Annotated in this window: 18 protein-coding genes and 1 riboswitch; of the genes, 8 read left to right on the top strand and 10 right to left on the bottom strand. The window is 67.0% G+C overall.

What is annotated here, in order from left to right; translation table 11 throughout:
• Positions 1-124: 124 nt before the first annotated feature.
• The gene (locus tag AC1M2K_RS02305; protein WP_480239670.1) at positions 125-1,864 is read right to left on the bottom strand and encodes a glycerol-3-phosphate dehydrogenase/oxidase; all 1,740 of its coding nucleotides are present in this window, start codon (positions 1,862-1,864) and stop codon (positions 125-127) included.
• A gap of 138 nt (positions 1,865-2,002) precedes the next feature.
• On the opposite strand from AC1M2K_RS02305, the gene AC1M2K_RS02310 reads away from it, so the two are divergent.
• The 6 genes from AC1M2K_RS02310 (at position 2,003) to AC1M2K_RS02335 (ending at position 8,291) form a co-directional block, all read left to right on the top strand.
• Positions 2,003-2,974 (top strand): sugar-binding transcriptional regulator, encoded by a 972-nt coding sequence (locus AC1M2K_RS02310; RefSeq protein ID WP_480239671.1) that lies wholly within the window; start codon positions 2,003-2,005, stop codon positions 2,972-2,974.
• A 70-nt stretch (positions 2,975-3,044) separates the two neighbouring features.
• Positions 3,045-3,203, top strand: a riboswitch (FMN riboswitch).
• Between the two features lie 96 nt (positions 3,204-3,299).
• Positions 3,300-4,361: a bifunctional diaminohydroxyphosphoribosylaminopyrimidine deaminase/5-amino-6-(5-phosphoribosylamino)uracil reductase RibD gene (gene ribD, locus AC1M2K_RS02315; protein ID WP_480239672.1), complete on the top strand. Its 1,062-nt coding sequence runs from the start codon at positions 3,300-3,302 to the stop codon at positions 4,359-4,361.
• A gap of 2 nt (positions 4,362-4,363) precedes the next feature.
• Positions 4,364-5,023, top strand: coding sequence for a riboflavin synthase (locus tag AC1M2K_RS02320; RefSeq protein ID WP_480237806.1), 660 nt, complete (start codon positions 4,364-4,366; stop codon positions 5,021-5,023).
• Entirely contained in the window at positions 5,020-6,315 is a 1,296-nt protein-coding gene (gene ribA / locus AC1M2K_RS02325; RefSeq protein WP_480239673.1) for a GTP cyclohydrolase II, read from the top strand. Before AC1M2K_RS02320 ends, ribA begins: the two co-directional genes overlap by 4 nt.
• Positions 6,312-6,782, top strand: a complete 471-nt coding sequence (gene ribH, locus AC1M2K_RS02330; RefSeq protein ID WP_480237808.1) for a 6,7-dimethyl-8-ribityllumazine synthase — start codon at positions 6,312-6,314, stop codon at positions 6,780-6,782. The genes ribA and ribH overlap by 4 nt, the downstream gene beginning before the upstream one ends.
• Before the next feature lie 153 nt (positions 6,783-6,935).
• Positions 6,936-8,291: an MFS transporter gene (locus tag AC1M2K_RS02335; RefSeq protein ID WP_480239674.1), complete on the top strand. Its 1,356-nt coding sequence runs from the start codon at positions 6,936-6,938 to the stop codon at positions 8,289-8,291.
• 153 nt (positions 8,292-8,444) lie between these two features.
• Here the strand turns inward: AC1M2K_RS02335 and AC1M2K_RS02340 are convergent, their stop codons facing one another.
• The 7 genes from AC1M2K_RS02340 to AC1M2K_RS02370 all read right to left on the bottom strand — a co-directional run bounded on the left by AC1M2K_RS02340 (position 8,445) and on the right by AC1M2K_RS02370 (position 18,183).
• Entirely contained in the window at positions 8,445-11,492 is a 3,048-nt protein-coding gene (locus AC1M2K_RS02340; protein ID WP_480239675.1) for an alpha-mannosidase, read from the bottom strand.
• 27 nt (positions 11,493-11,519) lie between these two features.
• The gene (locus tag AC1M2K_RS02345) at positions 11,520-12,356 is read right to left on the bottom strand and encodes a carbohydrate ABC transporter permease (RefSeq protein ID WP_480237811.1); all 837 of its coding nucleotides are present in this window, start codon (positions 12,354-12,356) and stop codon (positions 11,520-11,522) included.
• 1 nt (position 12,357) lies between these two features.
• A complete protein-coding gene (locus AC1M2K_RS02350) occupies positions 12,358-13,212 on the bottom strand; it encodes a carbohydrate ABC transporter permease (RefSeq protein ID WP_480237812.1) in 855 nt (284 codons plus the stop codon).
• A gap of 97 nt (positions 13,213-13,309) precedes the next feature.
• The gene (locus AC1M2K_RS02355) at positions 13,310-14,665 is read right to left on the bottom strand and encodes an extracellular solute-binding protein (protein ID WP_480239676.1); all 1,356 of its coding nucleotides are present in this window, start codon (positions 14,663-14,665) and stop codon (positions 13,310-13,312) included.
• Positions 14,666-14,767: 102 nt separating this feature from the next.
• Positions 14,768-15,952 carry a glycoside hydrolase family 76 protein gene (locus AC1M2K_RS02360; RefSeq protein WP_480239677.1) on the bottom strand — a complete coding sequence of 395 codons (1,185 nt, stop codon included), beginning with the start codon at positions 15,950-15,952 and terminating at the stop codon, positions 14,768-14,770.
• 140 nt (positions 15,953-16,092) lie between these two features.
• Complete coding sequence (locus AC1M2K_RS02365) at positions 16,093-17,313, bottom strand: ROK family protein (protein ID WP_480239678.1); 1,221 nt, start codon at positions 17,311-17,313, stop codon at positions 16,093-16,095.
• Positions 17,314-17,511: 198 nt separating this feature from the next.
• Positions 17,512-18,183, bottom strand: coding sequence for a GAP family protein (locus AC1M2K_RS02370; protein ID WP_480239679.1), 672 nt, complete (start codon positions 18,181-18,183; stop codon positions 17,512-17,514).
• Between the two features lie 123 nt (positions 18,184-18,306).
• Here AC1M2K_RS02370 and AC1M2K_RS02375 point away from each other — a divergent pair, with 123 nt between their 5' ends.
• Positions 18,307-18,522, top strand: coding sequence for a hypothetical protein (locus AC1M2K_RS02375; protein WP_480237817.1), 216 nt, complete (start codon positions 18,307-18,309; stop codon positions 18,520-18,522).
• A gap of 29 nt (positions 18,523-18,551) precedes the next feature.
• Positions 18,552-20,480, top strand: coding sequence for an ABC transporter ATP-binding protein (locus AC1M2K_RS02380; RefSeq protein ID WP_480239680.1), 1,929 nt, complete (start codon positions 18,552-18,554; stop codon positions 20,478-20,480).
• Between the two features lie 4 nt (positions 20,481-20,484).
• On the opposite strand, the gene AC1M2K_RS02385 is transcribed toward AC1M2K_RS02380, so the two are convergent.
• Both AC1M2K_RS02385 and AC1M2K_RS02390 read right to left on the bottom strand, forming a co-directional pair.
• Positions 20,485-20,913, bottom strand: coding sequence for a GNAT family N-acetyltransferase (locus AC1M2K_RS02385; protein WP_480239681.1), 429 nt, complete (start codon positions 20,911-20,913; stop codon positions 20,485-20,487).
• A 127-nt stretch (positions 20,914-21,040) separates the two neighbouring features.
• The gene (locus tag AC1M2K_RS02390; RefSeq protein WP_480239682.1) at positions 21,041-22,906 is read right to left on the bottom strand and encodes a phosphoenolpyruvate carboxykinase (GTP); all 1,866 of its coding nucleotides are present in this window, start codon (positions 22,904-22,906) and stop codon (positions 21,041-21,043) included.
• Positions 22,907-22,929 lie beyond the last annotated feature (23 nt).

Below are 22,929 nucleotides of genomic sequence, written 5' to 3' on the forward strand. Positions count from 1 at the left end.
GTGTGCAGGCCCGGGTTCTGACGCCCCGGCCGGTGATGGATTTTCAATCCCCTGTGAAACGTATCGAGCTTTCTCACAGCGAAACAAGAGGGTCAGGTGAGAATGCGTGCAGGTATTGCCCTGTTCACTGGCCGTTTTGCGCCGCGACACCCACTGAGCGCGGTTCGAGCTGCACGCCGTGCACAGTTCGGAGAATCGTCGCCGCCGCATCGACTTCTGCAAGCGTCTCCTCTTCCGCCCAGCCGAGGGCGTCGGCGAGGATCCCGGCGAGCTCCTCGAGCACCGCCGTCGATGCTCCCCCGGTGAACGCGATGCTCGTCCGGCGCTGGAGCAGGTCGAGCAGGTGCACGACGTGCTCGGTCCTGATGAGCCTGGCGATCTCCTGCCTGCTGTAGTCGGGCGCGGCGTCCAGCCGGGTGTCCCCCGCCTCGGTGAGCTCCTCGATGAGGCCGGTGGCGCGCGTGCCGTACCGCTCGAGCAGCTGCAGCGCGCGAGCGCTGCCCACCTCACGGGAGTTGTCGGCGAGCCAGACCTGGAGTGCGGCGTCAGATGACGGGTAGCCTGCTCCTCCACCGATCGGCATCCCGACGGTGGAGACCGTCCTCTTGCGGCCGAGCAGGTCGAGGGTCTCGGTGGAGAGGTGTTCGGCGAGCGCCCTGAACGTCGTCCACTTGCCGCCGACGAGGCTGAGCATCGTCCCGTCACCGAGCGGGGTGGGCACGATCCGGTAGTCACGGGAGACGAAGCCGGGTTCGAGGTCACCGTGGCCCGGCAGCGGGCGGATGCCGCTGAACCGGTAGACGATGTCGCCGCGGTCGACCGAGATCGCGGGGAAGACGTGCTTCACGAGGTCGAAGAAGTAGTCCACTTCCTCTTCGGTGCAGATGGCCGGCTCTCTCGGATCGGCGTCGATGTCCGTCGTGCCGACCATGACCTTGCCCTTGAGCGGGTAGATCAGCACGATGCGGCCGTCCTCGTGCTCGAAGAAGATCTCGCGGCCGCCGGTCGCAGCGAGCAGCTCGGCGTTGTCGAGCACGATGTGCGAGCCCTTCGTACCGCCCATGAGCGCACTCGACTGGCCCAGTGCGTCGTTCGTGAGGTCCGTCCACGGCCCTGACGCGTTGATGACGACGTCTGCGGTGAAGGAGAACTCGTCTCCGGTCACGCCATCGCGCAGCCGGACGGCACCGCCGTCGAAATCGACGGCTTCGACGTAGTTCGCCGCTCGAGCGTGCGGACCGGCGTCGAGCCCGTCTCGGAGCACGTCGAGAGCGAGGCGCTCGGGGTCGTGCACGGAGGCGTCGAAGTATGTGGCGGTGTACTTGAGGTCGCTGTTCAGCTGAGGCAGTGCCGTCAGCGCTTTCTTCTTCCCCACGAAGCGGTGACGCGGAACCGAGCCGCCGTCACGCGAGAAGGAGTCGTACAGCACGAGCCCCGCCTTGATGAGCAGGGCGCCGCGCTCCTGCGGCTTGCCCTGCTTGTGGGTGAGGAACCGGAGCGGAGCAGAGATGATGCCGGAGAACGTGGAGAAGATCGGCACCGTCGTCTGTAGCGGCTTCACGTAGTGCGGTGCGATCTTCAGCAGGCCGTTGCGTTCGGTCACCGATTCCTTGACGAGCCGGAACTCGCCGTTTTCGAGGTAACGGATGCCTCCGTGGATCATGTGGCTCGATGCGGCCGAAGCTCCTGAACAGTAGTCACCGCGCTCGACGAGGGCGACATCGACGCCCTGGAGCGCGAGGTCGCGGAAGGCGGCGAGGCCGTTGATGCCTCCGCCGATGACGAGAACGCTGGCGCCGGGGCGGCTGGTGAGGGACTCGACGGATGCGCGGCGGTTTCCCGGCTGCTGTGCTGGCTGCTTCATTGCCCTGATGCTCCTGTCTGCTGACCGGTGTCGTGGCTGGGCCACCGGCATCCGGATCGCGTACTTTCTCGTGTTCTGCGATTCTTGGGGTATATTCACCAACGTGCAAACCCACTGCACAAACGTGCAAGGAGTCACATGAATCCCACAGCCGCCGCTCACCTCAATCCCAAGACCAGGGACGCCCTCACCGCCGCCCAGTTGTACTACCTGCAGGACCTGACGATGGATGCCATCGCGCACGAGCTCCACACCTCCCGGTCGTCGGTCTCCCGCCTGCTCGGCCATGCCAGGGAGACCGGGCTCGTCGAGATCCAGGTGCGCTCACCCCTCGACATGCCCCGGCAGCTCGAGGGTGACCTGCGGACACGGTTCGGCGTCACCGCCCATGTCGTCCCGGTCCCCGACCTGACGAGCGACGTCGACCGGCTCGACCGCGTCGCGCTCTCGGCTGCACGGATTCTCGGCGGCTTCTTCGACTCGAACATGTCGATGGGCGTCGCATGGGGCTCGACGATGAGCGCCCTCTCACGCCACCTGCTGGCGAAGGCGACGCACAACTCCACGATCGTCCAGCTCAACGGGGCCGCGAACCCCCGCACGACTGGCATCCTCTACGCCAGCGAGATCCTGCAGCGATTCGGCTCGGCATACGGCGCGACCGTCCAGCAATTCCCGGTGCCCGCCGTGTTCGACGACCCCGACACGAAGGCAGCGCTCTGGCGTGAGCGCAGCATCAGCCGGGTCGTCGAGATGCAGAAGACGCTCGACGTGATCGTCTTCGGTCTCGGGTCGCCGTTCGCAGGCGTCCCCAGCCACGTCTACATCGGCGGCTACCTCGACGACGACGACTTCGCCCAACTGCGCTCGACCGGCGCCGTCGGCGACATCGCGACGGTGTTCTACCGGGAGGACGGCTCGACGGACGGCATCCCCCTGAACGAACGCTCGAGCGGGCCGAGCCTCGACGTGCTGCGCGGCATCGCCCGCCGGGTGTGCGTCGTGTCGGGCGAGAGCAAACTGCAGAGCCTCAGGGGGGCGCTGGCCGCCGGCCTGGTCACCGACCTGATCGTCGATTCCGGCACCGCGCGAAAGATCCTCGCGGCCTGATCCTGACGCCTGTCACAATACGCAGGAATACTGCGCGCCCTGACGCGTTGGCCATACGATAGAACAACGAAACGTGCTCCGGGGTCGGTGAGAGTCCGAACCGGCGGTGATAGTCCGCGAGTCGCACGCAGCAATGCACGCGATTGAACCGGTGGAATTCCGGTACCGACGGTTATGGGTTGTGTGGCGAAAGCTGTGCGGCCCGAGTCCGGATGGGAGGCAGCACGCGCGTCGCAGAATCTTCGGATGCCTGCAGCGCGATCGTCGACGGCGCTCGCGCCGATCGCGACACCCCGGAGCTCGTTCCCCGACGAGAAGAGATCCAATGGGTGTGAGCGACACGAGCGAGGCACAGACAGGCGCGCCTGACGCCGACGTGCTCAGTGACGCCATGCGTCGCGCTTTCCAGCTCGCCCACAACGGACCGGCCAGGGGCGTGAACCCGCAGGTCGGCTGTGTGATCCTCGACAGCGTCGGCACGGTGCTCGCCGAAGGCTGGCACCGCGGGGCAGGGACACCGCACGCCGAGGTCGACGCCCTGACCTCCCTCTCCCCCGGCCAGGCGGCTGGGGCGACAGCGGTCGTCACGCTCGAACCCTGCAACCACACCGGCAGGACGGGGCCATGCGCCCAGGCCCTCATCGACGCAGGTGTCGCGCGCGTCGTCTACGCGGTCGACGACCCTGGCGAGCGATCGCGGGGAGGGGCGGATCGCCTCCGTGCGGCTGGCGTCCAGGTCCTCCCCGGTGTCCTGCGCGCTGCCGGCGAAGCGTTGCTCGGCGACTGGCTCGTCACGGCCAGACTCGGGCGACCGCTCGTCACCGCCAAGTGGGCCCAGAGCCTCGACGGCCGCGCCGCCGCGGCCGACGGCAGCAGCCAGTGGGTCACCGGGCCGGACGCCCGCGCAGACGTGCACTCGCGCCGCGCCGCCGCGGACGCCATCGGAGTGGGCACAGGAACTGTCTACAGCGACGACCCCTCCCTGACGGCCAGAACCGCGACGGGCTCGCTCTACCCGGCCCAGCCCGCCCCCGTCGTGTTCGGTCACCGCGAGCTGCCCGACACCGCGACGCTGCACGGGCACCCGCGCCCGGTGCTCCGATTCACCGGTGACGACCTCGCTGCCGACCTCGCCGACCTGCACGCCCGCGGCATCCGTTCGCTGTTCCTCGAGGGTGGCCCGACGCTGATCAGCTCCTTCATCGCCGCCGGCCTCGTCGACGAATACCTCATCTACCTCGCGCCCGCCCTGCTCGGCGGCCCGCGCACCGCACTCACCGACATCGGCGTCGGCTCCATCGCCGACGCCAGGCGGCTCGCCGTCGACGGCGTGCACACTCTCGGCGACGACATGCTCATCGTCGCCAGGCCGAAAGGACACCACTGATCATGTTCACCGGAATCATCGAGGAGATCGGCGAGGTCACCCAGGTCGACCGCACCGCGGACGCCGCACGCATCACCGTTCGCGGTCCGCTGGCCGTGACGGGGGCCAGGCACGGAGACTCGATCTCCGTCTCGGGCGTCTGCCTCACCGTCGTCGACCAGACGCCGGACTCGTTCACCGTAGACGTGATGGCCCAGACCCTCGACATGTCGACACTCGACGGCGTCGCGCCAGGACGACGGGTCAACCTGGAGCGGGCCGCCGAAGTCGGTGACCGGCTCGGTGGCCATATCGTCCAGGGGCACATCGACGGAACGGCGACGATCCTCGCCATCACCGAGGGGAGCGCGTGGCGCGTCGTGCGGTTCAGCATCGCCGACGACCTTGCCAGGCTCGTCACCGACAAGGGATCGATCGCCGTCGACGGCATCTCCCTCACGGTGAGTGCCGTCTCGCCTGCGACCGCGCCCGAGCAGTGGTTCGAGGTCTCCCTCATTCCCGAGACCCTTGTCGCGACGACGCTGGGGCAGCGGAGCGTCGGCGACCGGGTCAACATCGAAACGGACATCCTGGCCAGGCACGTCGAGCGTATGCTCGCGATGCAGGCGGCGCAGAAATGGATTCCGGCGGAACAGTCCGCCGGCGGAAGGAGCGACGCATGAGCATCGCAACGATCCCCGAGGCGCTCGAGGCGCTCCGTCAGGGCAAACCGGTGCTCGTCGCCGACGATGAAGGCCGCGAGAACGAGGGTGACGTCATCCTCTCCGCCGAACTGGCCACCCGCGACTGGGTCGCCTGGACGGTGAGGAACACGAGCGGATACATCTGCGCCCCGATGACGAACGAGATCGCCGACCGGCTGGAACTGCCGATCATGGTCAGCGACAGCCAGGACCTGCGTCACACGGCGTACACGATCACCGTCGACGCCGCCGACCGGATCACGACGGGAATCAGCGCCGCCGACCGCGCGCACACCCTGCGTGCCCTCGGCAACCCGCAGGCAGTCCCCTCACAGCTCATCCGCCCTGGCCACATCGTCCCGCTCCGGGCCGTCGACGGCGGCGTCCGGCAGCGCCCAGGTCACACCGAAGCGGCCGTCGACCTGATGAAGCTCGCCGGACTGACCCCTGTCGGCGCCATCTGCGAGGTCATCGACGACAACGGCGACATGATGCGCCTGCCTGGGCTCATCGCCCTCGGCGAGCGCGACGGCCTGCCGGTGATCACCATCGCCGCGCTCATCGAGTACATCAACACCCACCCTGAAGCGTCTGACACCTGCTCGGGCAAGCGGAAGAGCATCGACGACATCGCCCAGTCCTCCCCCGTGCTGTTCGAAGTGGAGACCAAGGTTCCCACCACGCACGGTACGTTCACGGTCCGGGCCTACCGCGACAGGAACACCGGGGCGGACCACGTCGCGATCATCGCCGGGGACATCCACGGCCCGGGCGCCGTCGTCCGCGTGCACTCGGAGTGCCTGACCGGTGAGGCGTTCGGCTCACTCAAGTGCGAGTGCGGTCCGCAGCTCGACACGGCGCTCGACGCCGTGCAGCGACACGGAGGTGTGGTCATCTACCTCCGAGGGCACGAAGGGCGCGGCATCGGCCTGATCAACAAGCTCAGGGCGTACCGGCTGCAGGAGGACGGGCTCGACACCCTCGACGCCAACCTGGCTCTCGGGCTCCCCGCAGACGCCAGGAACTACCTCGCAGCGACGGCCATCCTCCAGGACCTCGGTCTCGAAGAGATCCGGCTGCTCACCAACAACCCGGAGAAGGTCCGCCAGCTCGAGGAGTACGGGGTGCGCGTCAGCGAACGTGTTCCGCTCGTCGTCGGCGTCGGCGCCTTCAACGAGTCGTACCTCGAAACAAAACGCGACCGGATGGGGCACGAATTCACCCCGACGGCGATTACGGCCGCAGGCCAGGAAAGCAGGACAACATCATGAGCGGTCAGGGATCACCCGAACTCCACGTCGACGGAACGGGTCTCGACATCGTCGTCATCGCGGGAACGTGGCACGAGGAGATCAGCAACGGCCTGATCGCCGGGGCGACCGCCGCGCTCAACGATTCAGGGGCATCCCACCGGCTGGTACGCGTGCCGGGCAGTTTCGAGCTGCCGGTCGCTGCGAAGGCCGCACTCGATGCTGGCGCGGACGCCGTCGTCGCTCTCGGCGTCATCATCCGCGGTGGCACACCGCACTTCGAGTACGTGTCGGATGCCGCGACGAGCGGCCTCACGCAGGTCACCATCCAGACCGGCAAGCCCGTCGGTTTCGGCGTACTCACCCTCGATGATGAGCAGCAGGGGCTCGACCGTGCCGGGCTCCCCGGCTCGAAAGAGGACAAGGGACGCGAAGCCGCTGAGGCCGCCGTCGCCACGGCGGTCCTCCTGCGGGAACTGCGCGTCTGACCTGATCCTTTTTTTGCCGCCGGGTGAACCCGGCGTAAGGTGTGTTGGTCTGCCACAAGCGGACACGCACGATTTTTCCTGTCTTCGGGGTGGCAGACGTGACCGGCCAGCCGGCATCCGAGGGCTTCCTGTTTGTCCGTTTCAGAAAGCGCCATGTCACTCACTGCCACAACACCCCCAACGGCCCCGGCCAACCCGAAGTCACGGGTCATCCTCGCGTCCCTCATCGGGACGACCATCGAGTTCTATGACTTCTACGTCTACGCCACTGCCGCAGTGCTCGTCTTCCCTCACCTCTTCTTCCCGCCGGGGAACGAGACGACGGCATTGCTGTCGTCGTTCGCCATCTTCGGCGCCGCGATGGTCGCACGCCCCCTCGGCGCTGTGTTCTTCGGGCACCTCGGCGACAAGGTCGGGCGCAAGACCACCCTTGTCGCCGCGTTGCTCACGATGGGGATCGCGACCTTCCTCATCGGTCTGCTCCCCACGTACCTCGTCATCGGCTGGTTCGCCCCGCTGCTGCTCGTGATCCTCCGTCTCGCCCAGGGCTTCGCGCTCGGCGGCGAGTGGAGTGGTGCGGCCCTGGTGGCCACGGAGAACGCCCCTGCCGGCAAGCGTGCCTGGTACGGCACCTTCCCCCAGCTCGGCGCCCCGATCGGTTTCATCATCGCCAACGGCCTGTTCCTGATCATCGCGTTCGCCCTGCCCTCAGACGACCCGTCGCGTCCGTCAGACGAGTTCCTCGACTGGGGCTGGCGCATCCCGTTCCTGTTCTCGGCCGTCATGGTCATCGTCGGCCTGTGGGTTCGCCTCAGGCTCGTCGAGAGCGACGCATTCACCAACACGGTGAAGGCAGGCAAGGTCGTCAAGCTTCCCCTGAAGCTCGTCTTCAAGAGCAACTGGCGCGAGCTCATCCTCGGCACCTTCTTCATGCTCGCCACGTACGTGCTTTTCTACCTGATGACCACGTTCTCGCTGAGCTACGGCCGTGCGCCCATCGAGCCGGCAGAGGGCCAGCAGCCCGGCCTCGGCTACGGCTACAACACCTTCGTGCTCATGCTGATCGCCGGTGTCGTGTTCTTCGGAATCTTCACGCTCCTGTCCGGTCCGTGGGCTGACAAGTTCGGCCGTCGCAAGACGCTCATCATCGTCACCTCCGGCATCATCGTGTTCGGTCTGCTCTGGGTGCCGCTGCTCGGTGCCGGCTTCATCGGTGTGATGGCGTGGCTCATCATCGGCTTCAGCCTGATGGGCATGACCTTCGGACCGATGGGTGCACTGCTGCCCGAACTGTTCCCGACGAACGTCCGTTACACCGGCTCGGGAATCTCGTACAACGTGTCGTCGATCCTCGGTGCCGCGGTTGCGCCGTTCATCGCCGTGTGGCTGTGGGCCGTCGCTGACGGCAGCCCCGTCCTCGTCGGCGTCTACCTCGCTGTGATGGGCCTCATCACGCTCACCGCGCTGATCATCAGCAAGGAAACGAAGGACATCGACATCAACCGCTAGGTCGTCGAACCGAAAACGGATGCTGTCCAGCGAGGTGATTGCTGGACGGCATCCGTTTTTCTGCGCCCGGCCTGAGCGATGGGCGCCTCGCGCGGGTCTTTCGGCCCCGCGCGGGTGAATAAACACCCGCGCGAAGCCGATTCACCCGCGCCACTAGTCGAGCGACACCCGGAGAGTGACGATCTGGAACGGACGCACCCGCAGGGTCGCGGTAGCGCCGTCGACCCCGGCGAGTGCTGTCGGTTCGGCGATCTCGCGCTCCAGCAGGTCCGTCTCGACGATCCTGCCGACCGACCCGTCGACGGTGATTGCTCCTGAGCCCCTCGCGCCCCTCGCCTCGTAGACCCGCACGATGAGGTCGCCTGAGCGGTCCTCGGCGAGCTTCACGGACTCGACCACGATCGCCGGGGAGCCGCTCACGACGAGGGGCGATGATGCCGACCCCTCGACGATGCGCAGCGGGAGGTTCAGCCGGTACCCTTCGTCTGCCGCGTCGAGGATGTCCTCGCCGATCTTCAGCGAGGTGCGGAGCACATGCCTGCCCTGGTCGGCGGTCGGGTCGGGGAACACCGGCGCCCGCAGCAGGGACTGCCGCACCAGGGTGAACGTGCCGCCTCCCTGGCTCGCTTTCCGGGTGATGTCGTGACCGTAGGTCGAGTCGTTGGCCACCGTCACACCGAACCCGGGCTCGCCGACGTGCACCCAGCGGTGCGCGCAGGTCTCGAACCTGGCGGCATCCCACGACGTGTTCATGTGGGTGGGGCGGTAGATGTGGCCGTACTGGATCTCGGACGCGGCCCGGTCGGCGTGCACGTCGAGCGGGAAAGCCAGCTTGAGGAGCTTCTGCCGTTCGTGCCAGTCGACCGTCGTGACGATGTCGACCGCAGAGGAGTCGCCGTCGAGCGACAGCAGCTGCTCGACCGTCGACCCCCCGAACCGGCGCACGACACGGACGACGGCGCGCGCGTCATCGATGTGGCTCAGCTCGACGGACTCGGCCGCGCGCAGGTCGGTGCCCGACCGCTGGTAGTGGTCGTCGAGGTCCCAGGCATCCCATTGGGTCGGGGTGTCCCTGAACAGCTGCAGGAGGTTTCCTGACTGCCCGTCGGGGATGGCGTTCCGGCCGGTTCCCTCGTGCAGGAGTGAGGTGAGGAGACCATCGCGGTCGATGGTGACGGTGACCACGCCGTTGGCGAGGACGAATCCGCCGTCGCGCTCCTCCGCTGTGACGGTTCCGCTGTTCACGATCGGCCCGGCAGACAGCGCTGGCACGCCTGACACGGCGAACGGGGAGGCGTTGTAGCCGACGGCATCCGCCCCGGTGGCCGGCCCGCGTCCGCCGAGTGCCGCGATGGCATCGGCGATGATCGCCTCGAGCTGTTCCGCCACTGCCGCGTAGCTGGACTCCGCCTGCTGGTGCACCCACGCGATCGAACTGCCGGGGAGGATGTCGTGGAACTGCAGGAGCAGCACGGCGTGCCACGCATCGGCGAGTTTCTCGTACGGGTACTCGGCGCCGGTGCGCACGGCGGCTGTCGCAGCCCAGAGTTCCGCTTCCCGAAGGAGGTGCTCGCTTCTCCGATTGCCCTGCTTGGTCTTCGCCTGGGAGGTGTACGTGCCGCGGTGGAACTCGAGGTAGAGCTCACCAGACCACACCGGCGGGTTCGGATAATCACGTTCGGCCTCTTCGAAGAAGGCGAGCGGTGTCGCCAGTTCGACGGTCGGCGACCCCTCGAGGGAGCCGAGCCTGCTGGCAGCGGCGAGCATCTCCCGGGTCGGGCCGCCCCCTCCGTTGCCGTACCCGAACGGGACGAGGGACACGTTCGACGCGCCCTTCTCCGAGTACTGGCGCTCGGCCTTGGCCAGTTCCTGCCCGGACAGAATGGAGTTGTAGGTGTCGACGGGCGGGAAGTGGGTGAACACCCGTGAACCGTCGATGCCCTCCCACGAGAAGGTGTGGTGCGGCATGAGGTTCGTCTCGTTCCAGCTGGTCTTCTGGGTGAGGAAGTACCTGGACCCGGCGGCCGCCACGATCTGCGGAAGCGCGCCGGTGTAGCCGAACGAGTCCGGCAGCCACACCTCGAGAGGTTCGACGCCGAACTCCCGCATGAAGAACGACTTGCCTGCGAGGAGCTGCCTGGCCAGCGCTTCACCTCCCGGCATGTTCGTGTCCGATTCGACCCACATGCCGCCGACAGGGACGAACCGGCCCTCGACCGCCCGAACCCGGATCCGTTCGAACAGGTCGGGGTAGTGCTGCTTCATCCACGAGTACTGCTGGGCGGACGAGCAGGCGAATACGAAGTCCGGGTCCTGGTCCATCAGGTCGAGCACATTCGAGAACGTGCGCGCACACTTGCGGATCGTCTCGCGCAGAGGCCACAACCAGGCGGAATCGATGTGGGCGTGGCCGACAGCGATGACCCGGTGGGCGCTCGCGTATGCGGGCTGGGAGAGGACGGGAGCGAGGATGGCCCTGCCCTCAAGCGCCGTCCCGCTGATGTCGTCCGGGTCCATCCCGTCGACGACGTTCTCCAGCGCGCGCAGGATCTCGGCGTGCCGAGGCAGATCGGCGCTGAGCTCGTCGACGAGTCCTGTCAGGGTCCAGAGATCCCTGTCCAGTTCCCAGACCGCCGTGTCCAGGAGGGCGACATCCACACGGCGGAGCCGGTAGATCGGGTCGGTCCCCGCCGTCGCCTTATCCCCGACCGCCGTGGGCCTGAAGCTCCAGTCGCTGCCGACATCCGGGTTGGATGCCGCCTCGATGTAGATGTCGATCTTCTCGCCCGGCCCGACGGTGAGCGGCACGTAGTTGTTGAACGGTTCGATCGCCTTCAGGATGTGACCGTCGGGGCTGAAGACCAGTCCCTCGGCCTGGAATCCGGCCTGGCCGGAGAGGAAGCCGAGGTCGATGACGAGTTCCACCCTGCCGTCGAAGCCGTCGGTCATGATCTCCGCCCAGCCGGCCGGGACGGTGCCGGTGACGTGGAACCACGTCGTTCCCCACGGCTTGCCCCAGGTCCGCCCTGTCTCGAACGGTTCGAAATCGTTCTCGATGGCATCCGCGAACGGAACCGGCTCGTCGGGAACCTCCCACGCCCGAAGGTCCAGCCCGACCGAGTCGCGGTAGAGGGCCGGGCGCACGCGCTCGTCGATGAACCGTTCGATGCGGGCTCGGACCAGGGTGGAATTCTTGTGCATATGGTGCTCCTTGGTTGTTCGTGACGATCAGCCCTTGACGGCGCCGGCGAGAGCCGACGAACCGCCGAGAAGGCGCGAAACGATGACGTACAGGCCGATCACCGGTACGGAGTAGAGAAGGGAAAACGCGGCGAGCTGGCCGTAGGCGACCGTGCCGTACTGCCCGAAGAACGAGAAGATGCTCACAGCCGCCGGTTGTTTGTCCGGGGAGAGCAGCAGAACGAAGGGGACGAAGAAGTTCCCCCACGCCCCGATGAACACGAAGATGAAGACCACGGCGATCCCGGGTCGCATCAGGGGGACGACGATCCTGGTGAGCGTCGACATCATCGAGGCGCCGTCCATCCAGGCCGCCTCCTCGAGGCTCACGGGGACGCCGTCCATGAAGTTCTTCGTCATGTAGATGGCCATCGGCAGGCTCGTCGCGGCCAGGAACAGGATCGTCCCCGCCGTCGAGTCGATGAGGTTGAAGGCCACGAACAGGCTGTACACCGGCACCATCATGGCCGTGATGGGCAGGCAGGTGCCGAAGAGAACCCCGTACAGGAACGGCTTGTTGATTCGCATCCGGTAGCGCGACAGCGGGTACGCGGCCAGCACGGCGACGACCACGGTGATGATCGCACATCCGGCGGACAGGACGAGGGAGTTGAGCAGCGGGATGAACGCCTTCTCCGGTGTCATCACGTCGATGAAATTCTGCAGCGAGAATCGTTCGGGGAGCGCGATCGACAGCGTCGCCGTCGTGTCGACCGATGCCAGCACCAGCCAGACGAGCGGGAGGGCGAAGGCGATCGTGATGAGGACGAGCACGCTGTTCGATACGGCGCGCAGGCTTTTCCTGCTCGGTGAAGTCAGTCCCATTTCAGTCCACCTCCGGTTTGAGGGCTCGGATGTATGCGAGCGAGAATGCGGCGCCGACGAGCAGCAGGATCGTCGCGATCGCGGTGCCGAAGCCGAGCTCGCCGAACTTGAACGCCTCCTGATAGGCGAGGATCGGGAGGGTGGAGCTGTCCGTGCCAGGCCCTCCGCCCGTCATCACGAAGATCAGCGTGAACACGGACAGTGTCTGCAGTGTCGTCAGCATGAGGTTCGTCGAGATGCTCCGACGGATCATCGGCAGGGTGATGAATGCGAGCCTCTGCCAGCCGCGCGCTCCGTCGACCTCGGCCGATTCGGTGATCTCGGTCGGCACGTCCTGCAGCGCCGCCGAGTAGACGAGCATCGAGAACGCGGTCCCGCGCCAGATGTTGGCGAGAATCACGGAGATCATCGGGAAGGTGTACAGCCAGTTCGGCCCATCGATCCCGAGCCCTGCGAGCATGCTGTTGAGCGTTCCTGTGTCGTTGAAGAACGCATACGCCGCGAAGGATGCCACGATCTCCGGCAGGACCCACGCGGTCACAACGAACGTTCCGACGAGACCGCGCACGAGGCGGTTCCCCGAGCGCATCAGGATGGCGAGCCCCAGGCCGAGAACGTTCTGCCCGATGATCGCCGATGCGACCAGGAAGACCAGGGTCAACATCACCGACTTGGGGAAGTCCGGATCGGCGAACAACTCGATGTAGTTGTCGAAGCCGACGAAGGACGAGTTCTGCGCGGCGGCCCCCGACAGTGAGGCATCCGTGAGCGATCCGTAGAAGGAACTGATCACGGGGCCGAGCAGGAAGATCGTCAGGAGGACGATCGCCGGCAGCAGCGGGATGCTGCGGATCATCGAGCGACGGGCGGTTCTCCTCGGCCGAACCGGACGGGGCTGGTCGCCCCGTCCGGGTCGTTCCGTGGGCCGCGCCGGGTTGAGCGTGGCCACCGGGTTACTTCGAACTCGTCGTGTTCTCGTCGCCCACGATGCCGACGACCGCCTTGTCGTACGCTGCGGCAGCATCCGCCGGACTCTGCTGGCCGGTCATGACCGCTTCCATCGCGATCGTGATCTCGTTGGAGATCTTGCCGTAGTCACTCGTGGCCGGTCGGAAGTGCGTCACCTCGACGATCTCCGAGAAGAAGCCGAAGGTGGGGTTCGCGCCCTGGTATTCCGGGTCCTCGGAGACATCGCTCCGCACGGCGATCTGGCTGGCGGCCACATCGTACGCCTGCGAGTTGTCCTTGTTGAGGGCCATGGCGATGAAGTCCCACGCGGCATCCTTGTTTGCCGACTTGGATCCCATGGCGAGGGTCCAGCCGCCTGACATGCTCGTCGCGCCGGGCTCCTGGCCGTCCTGGGTGGGCATCGGAGCCTGGCCGAGCACGTCGCTCCACTCGGGCCACGGTGAGGTTCCGCTTTCCAGCCAGGTGCCGCTCTGCCACGATCCGTCGAGGCTGATGGCGAGCTTGCCCTGCGGGAACCATTCGTTCGACACGACGGTGCCGACGTTCTTGTCGAGTGCCTGCTCCGGGGTCGGGCCGAGGCCGCCCTGGTAGAGGTCCCCGATGAAGGTCAGGGAGTCCTCGAAGCCCTGCGAGCCGGTGACCCACTTCTTCTCATCGGTGTCGTACAGGGTGTCGTCCGTGCCGTAGAGCAGCATCTCGAAGCCCTGCATCGCAGCGGCTTCACCCTGGGCCTTGCCCGAGTAGACATTGAGCGGGATCACGTCCGGCAGCTCGGACTTGATGGTCTTCGCCGCGTCGAGCACGTCCGCCCACGTCTTCGGCTCCCACGGCACGTCCAGCCCCGCCTGTGCGAACAGGTCCTTGTTGTACCAGAGAGCGCGTGTGTCTGTTCCCATCGGGATGCCGTACGTCTTGCCGTCGCTGCCCAGGCCGGCTGCCTTGGCGTTGTCGTAGAACATGTCCCAGTCGGACCAGTCCTCGGTGTACTTGTCGAGCGGCGCGAGGTAGCCGGCGTCCGCATCCGACTGCACCATGAACGTGTCTTCGTACATCACATCCGGTGCCGTCGCTGCCGACTGGTTCATCAGCGCAAGCTTCGTGAAGTAGTCGTTCTGCTGTGCTTCGATCGGGACGAGCTCGACCGTGAGCCCCTCGTTCTCCGCTTCGAAGGTCTTTTTGACCTCTTTCATGTGGGCATCGAGCTGGGTGAAGTTGCCGAACTTCTGGTAGGCGACCTTGACGGTCTTGCCGTCGCCTTCTGAGCCGCCTGCCGAACATCCGGTCAGGGCGAGCGCCGCGACAGCGCTGACTGCGACGATCGTGAACAGTGATTTCTTCATCGATTCTCCTGTGATCCTGGCCGCTCGGACCGGCGTCGGTGCCGGCTCGAGCGGGTGGTGCCTGAATGGAACGTGGTCGAAATGGAAAGGTCTCTGACGTGGTCAGTACAGGTTGCGCCACTGGCTGGGAGCCCAGCCGAGCACGGCGTAGATCTGCACCATGGCCGCCTGGTCGAGCAATTGGGTGGTCTCCCCGTCGAACGAGAACAGGCCTGTCGCCGCGTCGCGGTTGGTCTCCCAGACGTGGTCGGCGTAGTCCTTCATCGCGCCGCGGTAGTGGGATCCGCCTGTCACAGACTCGAGCAGCAGCAGGTTCTTGAAGTAGATCGAGTTGAAGAATGCCGGCTGGGCTTCCAGACGTCCGTCGGCGTAGAACGCTTCGGCCGCGCTGGCGATCCTCTTGGCTTCGGTCAGGTAGCCACGATCCCCCGTCGCTTCGTAGAGCAGCACGTTGACGCCGATCGGCACGCCCTGGTTGTAGGACCAGACCGTCGATTCGATGGTGCCGTCGAGGCTCATGTGATCGTTGTAGAGCCCGTCCGGCCGCTGCAGGTAGGTGTTCGTCCATTCGTACATCCGCAGCGCCCAGTCGAGGTAGTGCTTCTCGCCGGTGATCTCGTGGAGCCGCAGTCCGAGCTGGGCGGCAGGCATGGTCGAGACCGTGTTCCTGTCGGTGCTCCACGGGGCCTGCGTCCAGAAGACGCCGCCGGGGTTCGCGTGGCTGGTGTCGGTGTCCCAGCCAGAAACGGTGAGCTCGAAGATCTGCTCGGCACGCTCAAGCGCGAACTCGTCTCCGTCGGTCAGGTACCGCTGAGCGTCGAGGAGCCCGACCCAGAGATTGTCGTCGTAGAAGTAGTCGCCACCGTTGCCGTACTCGCCGACGGGGTATGACGCGTATCCGGGCAGACCGGTCGTTCCTCCGTCAGCGTCCCAGTAATGTTCCTGGGCGGCTGCGGCGACCGCGAGCGGCTTGTCGTACGCCCGGCCGCGGGCACCGGGCAGGTTGGCGAGGTCGGCGATGGCGATGTGCGCCTGGGAGAACGGCCACTCGTACGAGTACGGGTTGTCGCCCGACTCGAGCGGGTACTGCTCGTGGTACAGGCCGGAGCCGTCATCGGCTGCCAGGTAGGTCTCCATCGCGTCGAGGGATGCAGCGGCGCGTTTCACCGTGTTGTTGTCGTCGGAACCGGGGTGCCCTCCCGGCGTGGCGCCTGCTGGGGCGAGAGGACTGATGAGGACGAGGACGGCGGCAGCGACCGCGGTCGTGACGGGGCGCGAGATTTTCACGGATTCTCCTTTGATTCCGAACGCGTCCCATGCCGGCGTCGATGCCGGTGGCCGCGTGTCTCGTATAAATAAATCGTATGGATTTATTAATGTCAAGCCTTTTCCCCCGTCCCCCGGACGGGGTGGGTCGCCTCAGGAGGTCAACCGGAGATGAGAAGCGCGGAAGGCCGCGGCGAGAGGACGTTGTCGAGCACGAGACATGCGGCCCCGATCGCCGCGACGTCGTCGCCCGTCGACTCACCCACGGCGACGGGATGCGTCGTGACGAGGGCCTTCGAGGTGTTGATCAGTTCGGGAAGCCGGGGCAGCAGCACACCGGCCACCTGGGTCCAGTACGGCCCCCCGAAGACGACCCGGTCGAGGTCGAGAAGGTTGGCGATGGTCACGACGGCGACGGCCACCCGGTCGGCTACCTCGTCGAGGATGCGTGTGGCGCCCGCGTCGCCTCCTGCGGCGAGGGTCGCGAGCTGCGCGAGCCCGTCGTCAACACTGAGCGGACCGTCTGCCGCGGCGAGCACACCACGGGCCACGGCGAGGTCGACGAGCCGCCTGGGCATGATCGAGTCGCCGAGGCATCCGCGGCGCCCGCATGAGGAGCACACGGGCCCGTCGGCGTCGACGATGATGTGCCCGGCGTCTCCCGAGTTCTTCGTCGCTCCCCGAACGACCTCGTGCCCGAGGGCGAGGCCGACGCCGACCCCCGTGCCGTAGTAGAAGAACATGAAGTCGTCGCGTTCGTGCGCCTTGCTCGTCCACAATTCGGCGACCGCCGCGGCCGTCACATCCTTCTCGAGCAGGACGAGAAAACCGGTGGCCTCGGCGAGAGCGTCCCGGAGGGCCACGACGTGCCAGCCCTCGAGCAGCGGAGGGTCGAGCACCACTCCCCTGTCCAGGTCGACGGGTCCCGGCGCCGCGATCCCCACTCCGAGGATGCGGGCGCGCTCCACGCCTGAGTCCACGATGAGGGACTCGATGGATTCGCTCATCCCGTCGATCACGCGCTCGGGACTCACATCGGACGGCGTTCGAGTCGACGCGCTGGCGACGACACGGCCGTCGAGGTCGAGGATGACGTAGGTGATCACGGCGGGGTCGATGTGCACACCGATGGCGAAGCATCCGGACGGGTCCAGCCGGAGAATCGTGCGCGGCTTGCCGACGCCGTTGATCTTCTGCCCGCCCTCGACGACGATCCCGGCGTCGAGGAGACGGCGGGAGACGTTGGAGACGGTCTGTGCGCTCAACCCCGTCTGCTGTGCGATCTCGACGCGGCTGACGCCGTCGCGGGTCCGGCGAATCGTGTCAAGGATGACGGTCTGGTTGAACCCGCCGAGCGCGTGGACGTTCGTGCCCCGTCTCATCCGACCTCCTCATCGCCCACGGCCAGCGCGTGCGGCCGGTACGTGACCAGTATGCCGTCGGGAGCGGCGGCATCCGGTGTTCTGCGGAGCAACAGGGCCGTTCGCGCGGGTCTTCCGGCCTCGCGCGGGTGAAAAAACACCCGCGCGAGGCCGATTCACCCGCGCGGGGCGGTCGCGGTCGCGCGGTGCGGACACCGGTCAGTAGGCGCTGATGCCCCCACCGATCAGGCTGACACCGAGGACGAGGTACAGCACCGTCAGAATGGTCGCGCTGTTCCGCCCGAGCCAGTCTCTGAGTTCGAGGAGCGGCCGGCGCCACGGCTCGACCGCGGCCATTCCACCGACGACGACGACGAGCATGCTCGACGCGGCGATCACCACGAAGACGAGGAGCACGACGATCACCTCACGCGGCCGGAAGTCCGCGCCGCCGATGGTGAGTCCTGCTGCGACACCCAGGGTGAGGTTCTTCGGAGAGGCGGCTGCGAGGCCGAAACCCAGCGCGAGCCCCTGCGGCACGGTCATCGAGTCGAGGGCCGCAACCCACGGCGGAAGCGCCGGCGCCCGCCCCGGTAGCGGCCGGATCCGCCATTCGCCGAGCGCGAGGGAGAGCAGAAGCGCCCCGAGCAGAAGGAGGATCGTCCCTGCGACCGGCCGCGAGGCATCCGGCGAGCTCTCAGGAAGGAGACCGGCGAGGACCGAGATGACGAGCACGGGGACGATGACGCCGATCAGCCAGCCGCCGAGGAAGCCGAGGCCCGCCGCGTTGCCGCGGGGCGAGAGCACAAGGGTGATGGCCGCGAACAGCGGAATGGGGCTGAGGGCGATACCGAGCGCGCTGGTGAGGATGTCACCGATGATCGAACCCATGCTGCGCTCCTTCGAAACGGATAGGCCCCCAAGCATAATCGTGCGGGCACTGCCGGGCGTTGCCTGACCATCCCACGTCAACGCGAGTTGACATCGCGAATGCCGTCAACTACGGTTGACGCCATGAGTACAGGAACCATCGGCACCCTCGCCGCGGAGGCCGGGTCGGACGACCCGTACACGGCCCTGCGGGCGATCGCTAAACTTCATACAGAGCTCGATCGCGTCGAAGCGGTCGCCGTGCGCCGTGCGCGCAACCAGAACGCCTCCTGGCAACTGATCGCCCTCGCCCTCGGCGTCAGCCGCCAGGCCGTGCACAAGAAGTACGGCCGCAAGTGACCCCCACCCGTTCCACCGTCAGGACCCGGATGTCTGCCTCCACCTCCACCCGCCCTCCGCGTCGTTCCCCGTTCGCGAGACCACGACCGGACGACGGCCCACGGGCACGGTTCAGCCAGCTCGTCCCCTACCTGTTCGAGCACAAGCGCGTGCTCTGGTTCGTCATCCTGCTCAGCATCCTCGGCTCCGCCGCTTCGCTGGCCCAGCCGCTCCTCGTCGGCCAGGTCATCGGTGTCGTCGAGAAGGGCGAGCCCCTGGACGGACTGGTGTGGGGACTCATCGCCCTCGTCGTCATCTCAGGCGTCATCGCCGGTTACCAGCACTACCTGCTCCAGCGAACCGGCGAAGGCGTCGTCCTGTCGTCGAGGCGCCGCCTGGTCGGACGGATGCTGAATCTCCCGATCTCGGAGTTCGACACCCGCCGCACCGGCGACCTCGTCTCGCGTGTCGGCAGTGACACGACGCTCCTCCGGGCCGTCCTCACCCAGGGCCTGATCGAGGCCGTCGGCGGAACGATCACCTTCGTCGGCGCGCTCATCGCCATGCTGATCATCGACCCGGTGCTTCTCGGCCTGACCTCACTCGTCATCGCCGTGTCGATCGTCGTCGTCACCCTCCTCTCCGGCCGCATCCGTGTGGCCAGCCAGCGCGCACAGACCAAGGTCGGCGACCTCGCCGCCAGCGTCGAACGGGCCATCAGCGCCGTCAGAACGGTTCGTGCATCCAACGCGACCGAGCGTGAGGTCGCGAGCATCGACAAGGATGCCACCGGCGCGTGGGAGATGGGACTCCAGGTCGCCCGCATCTCGGCCCTCGTCGTTCCTGTCGCCGGGATCGCGCTTCAGGTGTCGTTCCTCGTCGTCCTCGGCGTCGGCGGATTCCGTGTGGCCAGCGGCGCCATCACCGTCGCGAGCCTCGTCACCTTCATCCTTTTCCTGTTCATGATGGTCATGCCCCTCGGCCAGGCCTTCGGCGCCATCTCGGCGACGAACCAGGCCCTCGGCGCCCTCGGGCGGATCCAGGAGATCATCGACCTTCCTGTCGAGGATTCAGCGGATGCGACGATCGCCGCGTCAGTGACCGCCCCGGGCATCGCGTCGGCCGATGCTGCTGCCATCGAGTTCGATGACGTCGTATTCGCCTACCCGACAGGCGCGGTGCCGCCGGAGGCACCTGCGGATGGCGCCACGCCGGCCGGGCCCCTCGACGTCCCCGGCGATGCCGATCCCGGCGAGCTCGATCAGAGCGCTCAGGTCGGGACCACCGGCGGCCAGGACGAGCCTGTGCTCCGCGGAGTCAGCTTCACGGCCGCGCGGGGCCAGCGCACTGCGCTCGTCGGGCCGTCAGGCGCAGGCAAGTCCACGATCCTCGGGCTGATCGAGCGCTTCTACGACCCTGAGGCCGGTTCGATCCGGTTCGGCGGCGTAGACATCCGCACGATGCCCCGCACGACCCTGCGATCGCAGATCGGCTACGTCGAGCAGGACGCCCCTGTGCTCGCCGGTTCGCTGCGTGACAACCTCCTGTTGTCGACGCCTGACGCCACAGACGAGGACTGCATCCGTGTCCTCCACGCCGTCAACCTCACGGAGGTCCTCGACAGGAACCCGCAGGGACTCGACGCCCCCGTCGGCGAGGACGGGATCATGCTCTCAGGCGGGGAGCGCCAGCGTCTGGCCATCGCCCGCGCGATCCTTGCGGCGCCGCCGATCCTGCTGCTCGATGAGTCGACGTCCTCGCTCGACGGCGTCAACGAACAGAAGATGCGTCTGGCCATAGACGCCGTCGCCGAGAACAGGACGCTCATCGTCATCGCACACCGGCTCTCGACCGTCGTCGACAGCGACACGATCGTCGTGCTCGACCACGGCCGGGTGATCGGGACGGGAACACACTCCGAGCTCGTGAACTCCGTGCCGCTCTACCGCGACCTCGCCAAGCATCAGCTGCTGGTCTGACGCGTCAGGCGAGCGTTCCTGGGCGCCACATCCAGCGCGCGGCATCGTCCAGAGCCCTGAAGCCCGATTTCTCATAGAGACCGTGGGCGTCAGCAGTGGCGAGGACGATGCGGCGAAGCCCGAGCGGCTCGAGGGTCGCGAGCAACCGCTCGATCAACGCGACGCCGACCCCGTCGCCGCGCGCGGAGGCATCCACGAACACGTCGCACAGCCAGGCGAACGTCGCGCCGTCTGTGATCACCCGGGCGTACGCGACCTGGCGTCCGGTCTCCGTGTCGTAGACCCCGAAGTTCCTCGACCCGTCGATCGCGGCATCCTGGACCGCGCGCGACCGCCCCTCGGCCCAGTACGACTCCTCGCTCAGCCAGCGGTGTACGCGGTCGCGATCGATGCGGGCGGGATCGTCGGAGAACAGATAGCGGCGCGTGTCCATCCCCCGATCGAATCGTGGATCGGCCACGCCTCGCGGCGAAACGCCGCGAGCGACCAGGAAGTGATCTGAAACTATCCCGCCAAGGTCGTTTCAGAACACTTTCTGGCCGCTCGCGACGGCCATCTGCTCAGTCGGCGCGGAGGCGGTACCTCAGCGACGCCAGCTCGGCGCGCAACGCCGGCGGAACCTTCGAACCGAATTGCCCGAAGAACTCCTCGGTCAGGTCGGCCTCCGCCTGCCACGAGACCGGGTCGATGGCGAATAGTTTCGCGAGCGCGTCCTCGGTCACGTCCGTTCCGTCGAGGTTGAGGTCGGACGTGACGGGGATCCGCCCGATGGCCGTCTCGGTGGCCGGGACCTCACCCTCGAGCCGACGGACGATCCACTCGAGCACGCGGGCGTTGTCGCCGAAGCCTGGCCAGAGGAAGCTGCCGTCGTCGTCCTTGCGGAACCAGTTGACCTGGTAGACCCGCGGCGCCCGGTCGAAGCGGAGCTTCTCGCCGATCCTCAGCCAGTGGGCCCAGTAGTCGGCCATGTTGTAGCCGCAGAACGGCAGCATGGCGAAGGGGTCGCGGCGGAGTTCGCCGACCGTGCCCTCAGCAGCAGCGGTCTTCTCGCTGGAGATCGTCGCACCCATGAACACGCCGTGGGTCCAGTCGGTGGCCTCGACGACGAGGGGCACGTTGGTGGCGCGACGCCCGCCGAACAGGATGGCGTCGAGCGGGACCGCGTCTTCCCAGTCCGAGGCGATCGCCGGGCACTGGGCGGCGGCGACGGTGAACCGTGAGTTCGGGTGGGCGGCAGGGCGGCCTGAATCCGGTGTCCAGTCATTGCCCTCCCAATCGATGAGGTGCTCGGGCGCCTTATCGGTGAGTCCCTCCCACCACACGTCGCCGTCGTCGCGCAACGCGACATTGGTGAAGATCGTGTTGCCCCAGAGGGTCTCCACCGCCGTGACGTTCGTCGATGCGCCGGTGCCGGGGGCGACTCCGAAGAAGCCGGCCTCAGGGTTGATGGCCCACATGCGGCCGTCATCGCCCGGGCGCAGCCAGACGATGTCATCGCCGAGGGTCTCGACTCTCCAGCCGGGGATGGTGGGGCGGAGCATCGCCAGATTGGTCTTGCCGCAGGCGGAGGGGAACGCTGCGGCCACGTGGTACTTCTTGCCCTCTGGCGAGATGATGCGCACGAGAAGCATGTGCTCGGCCAGCCAGCCCTCGTCACGACCGATCACACTCGCGATGCGAAGGGCGAAGCACTTCTTCGCCAGAATCGCGTTGCCGCCGTAGCCGGAGCCGTACGACCAGACCTCGCGGGCCTCGGGGAACTGGACGATGTACTTGGTCTCGTTGCACGGCCACGCCACGTCTTCCTCGTCCATGGCGAGCGGGGCGCCGACCGAGTGCACGGCCTTGACCCACGGAGTGCCGTCGGCGATGAGGTCGATGACGGCATCCGAGGTGCGGGTCATGACGCCCATCGAGAGCACGGCATACGCGGAGTCGGTGACCTGGACACCGAGCTGGGACAACGGACCGCCGATGGGACCCATCGAGAACGGCACGACGTACATCGTGCGGCCGCGCATGCTGCCGGCGAAGACACCCTCGAGCTCGTCGCGCATCGATTGAGGCGACTGCCAGTTGTTCGTTGGCCCGGCATCCTCCTGGCGTTCGGAGCAGATGAACGTGCGGGATTCGACGCGCGCCACGTCGCTGGGGGCGCTGCGGGCCAGGTAGCTGTTGGGGCGCCACTCCGGGTTGAGCTTGATCAACTTGCCCTCTGCCACCATCTGCTTCGTGAGCAGGTCGCTCTCGCGCTTCGAGCCGTTGCACCAGAGAACCCGGTCAGGCTGGGCGAGTACAGCGATCTGGTCGACCCAGTCCCGCAGCGCTGAGAGCGGTGCGGATGCCTCGCCGGTCGGCGCTCCGACGACGTCCGTGTCGTGGTCCGCGTCTGAGTGCGTGTGCTGGCTGATCTCGGCGATGCTCATGTCCTCTGGGCTCCTCTGCTGTG

It is taken from the genome of Mycetocola sp. Y171 (assembly GCF_056713165.1).

Bases quoted from the DNA above. Each gene is read 5' to 3' on its own strand.
- AC1M2K_RS02305 (WP_480239670.1), bottom strand. From the start codon at position 1,864: ATGAAGCAGCCAGCACAGCAGCCGGGAAACCGCCGCGCATCCGTCGAG.
- AC1M2K_RS02310 (WP_480239671.1), top strand. From the start codon at position 2,003: ATGAATCCCACAGCCGCCGCTCACCTCAATCCCAAGACCAGGGACGCC.
- ribD (WP_480239672.1), top strand. From the start codon at position 3,300: ATGGGTGTGAGCGACACGAGCGAGGCACAGACAGGCGCGCCTGACGCC.
- AC1M2K_RS02320 (WP_480237806.1), top strand. From the start codon at position 4,364: ATGTTCACCGGAATCATCGAGGAGATCGGCGAGGTCACCCAGGTCGAC.
- ribA (WP_480239673.1), top strand. From the start codon at position 5,020: ATGAGCATCGCAACGATCCCCGAGGCGCTCGAGGCGCTCCGTCAGGGC.
- ribH (WP_480237808.1), top strand. From the start codon at position 6,312: ATGAGCGGTCAGGGATCACCCGAACTCCACGTCGACGGAACGGGTCTC.
- AC1M2K_RS02335 (WP_480239674.1), top strand. From the start codon at position 6,936: ATGTCACTCACTGCCACAACACCCCCAACGGCCCCGGCCAACCCGAAG.
- AC1M2K_RS02340 (WP_480239675.1), bottom strand. From the start codon at position 11,492: ATGCACAAGAATTCCACCCTGGTCCGAGCCCGCATCGAACGGTTCATC.
- AC1M2K_RS02345 (WP_480237811.1), bottom strand. From the start codon at position 12,356: ATGGGACTGACTTCACCGAGCAGGAAAAGCCTGCGCGCCGTATCGAAC.
- AC1M2K_RS02350 (WP_480237812.1), bottom strand. From the start codon at position 13,212: ATGATCCGCAGCATCCCGCTGCTGCCGGCGATCGTCCTCCTGACGATC.
- AC1M2K_RS02355 (WP_480239676.1), bottom strand. From the start codon at position 14,665: ATGAAGAAATCACTGTTCACGATCGTCGCAGTCAGCGCTGTCGCGGCG.
- AC1M2K_RS02365 (WP_480239678.1), bottom strand. From the start codon at position 17,313: ATGAGACGGGGCACGAACGTCCACGCGCTCGGCGGGTTCAACCAGACC.
- AC1M2K_RS02370 (WP_480239679.1), bottom strand. From the start codon at position 18,183: ATGGGTTCGATCATCGGTGACATCCTCACCAGCGCGCTCGGTATCGCC.
- AC1M2K_RS02375 (WP_480237817.1), top strand. From the start codon at position 18,307: ATGAGTACAGGAACCATCGGCACCCTCGCCGCGGAGGCCGGGTCGGAC.
- AC1M2K_RS02380 (WP_480239680.1), top strand. From the start codon at position 18,552: ATGTCTGCCTCCACCTCCACCCGCCCTCCGCGTCGTTCCCCGTTCGCG.
- AC1M2K_RS02385 (WP_480239681.1), bottom strand. From the start codon at position 20,913: ATGGACACGCGCCGCTATCTGTTCTCCGACGATCCCGCCCGCATCGAT.
- AC1M2K_RS02390 (WP_480239682.1), bottom strand. From the start codon at position 22,906: ATGAGCATCGCCGAGATCAGCCAGCACACGCACTCAGACGCGGACCAC.